This is a genomic window from Bradyrhizobium macuxiense (assembly GCF_007993935.1).
Classification (GTDB): Bacteria; Pseudomonadota; Alphaproteobacteria; order Rhizobiales; family Xanthobacteraceae; genus Bradyrhizobium; species Bradyrhizobium macuxiense_A.
Genome location: NZ_VITY01000036.1, coordinates 2,724 through 4,207 on the forward strand (window position 1 = coordinate 2,724; position 1,484 = coordinate 4,207).

Consider the following 1,484-nt stretch of genomic DNA (forward strand, 5'->3'; position numbering starts at 1 on the left):
CACAAAAAACGTCTGCCTCATCTCCAATCGGCGAAACGTCTCGACCAGCCGCGGTATGCCTACTGAAGATCCATAGCGGACGAGCGAAACACTGGAAACGAGATTATCCAGGCGATCAGGATGTCGGTAATGTAACGAACTATCGACGTCCACGTCCCAGGTAAGCGCCACAGCGCATCGGTTTCGATCTGGCCAAGGAATGGGATTTGCGAGCATGTGATTTGTCCTAATTTGCTAACGGCACGCTGAGCACGTCGTAACCGTAAAGCCATTCCTGATCAGTGTCGCCACGACCTAGCTCGTGTGTTTGTGAAGCTTCGTGCGTCCTGGTTATGCGTTGGAAACGACTTTTTTCGTACAGCTGCAATGCAGGTTTGACGTCTTCGCCGCCATAATGCTCAAGGCACCGCACCAGCATGGCCGCGTCTTCCACCGCCATACCGCCGCCTTGGCCTGTAAGCGGTGGCATTGCATGGCAGGCATCGCCGAGTAGTGTTATGCAGCCTCGACTCCACGGGAGGCTGGACGGACGTGTGAGTATCGGCCAGCGACTAACTTCAGTGCACCTGGCGAGAAGCTCCCGAAGTGTTCGGTTAAACCCTCCGAAAGCCGCCCGCATACGCGTCAAATCTGCCACCACCGGCGAGAAATCCGGCTCGTCCCACGCTTCTGGCGTCAACGCCGCCACATTCAACTCGTCGCGAGCCTCACTCATGAAATAAGCGACCGCATAGCGATCTGGCCCCCACCACCGATTGGCGTCCAACAATTCCAGCCCTTCGAGTACCCTGCGCGGTAGAATGGACCTATACGCGACCCTTCCGAAGTACTTTGGAGGCTCCAGCTCGAAAATCGCGCCACGAACAACTGAGTTCAGCCCGTCCGCTCCGATCAACACGTCTGCGGAGGCATGTGTACCGTCTTCAAATGAAAGCTTTATCTCTGATCCGCCGCGTTCCTCGAGCCCGACAAGCTTTTTGCCGAGCTGGATTGTGTTGGGCTTAACGGCCGAGAGCAGCATGTCGTGAAGAGCGCCTCGATGAAAAGTGACGAATGGTGCCCCATAGCGCCTCCCAAGCTCAGGAGTTTGCATGACGTTGAACGCGCGGCCAGTGTCCCATTCGCTGTTGACTGTGATGGAAGGTTGCAGCCCAACCGCTAGCATGGTCCGACCAAGTCCCATTGAATAGAAAACCCGCGTGGCATTGGGGCCAAAACTTATGCCGGCCCCTATCCGGCGGAACGCCGGCGCCTGCTCATAGATGGTACAGGTGTATCCGGCGCGCTGCAGCAACGCTGCCGCTGTCAGCCCGCCGATACCCCCGCCGACGACGGCGATGTGTGTATTCGCTTTGCTCATAGTCGCTCTCTCAAAAATCGGGAATCAGCCCGAGCGGCCTTCGACTGCAGGTCTCGAATGGGTAAGATTCAATCAGCTCAACAGCGATAGATTGAATCTCTCAAGTCAGGTCGAGGCATCGAGC

1 protein-coding gene is annotated in these 1,484 nt (G+C 56.7%); it reads right to left on the reverse strand.

Features of this window, described 5'->3' with window-relative positions; genetic code table 11:
* Positions 1-226: 226 nt before the first annotated feature.
* Positions 227-1,360, reverse strand: coding sequence for an FAD-dependent oxidoreductase (locus FBZ93_RS40300; protein WP_146993215.1), 1,134 nt, complete (start codon positions 1,358-1,360; stop codon positions 227-229).
* Positions 1,361-1,484 lie beyond the last annotated feature (124 nt).

What these genes read in the sequence shown, in the direction of transcription:
- FBZ93_RS40300 (WP_146993215.1), bottom strand. Translation starts at nt 1,360, where the DNA reads ATGAGCAAAGCGAATACACACATCGCCGTCGTCGGCGGGGGTATCGGC.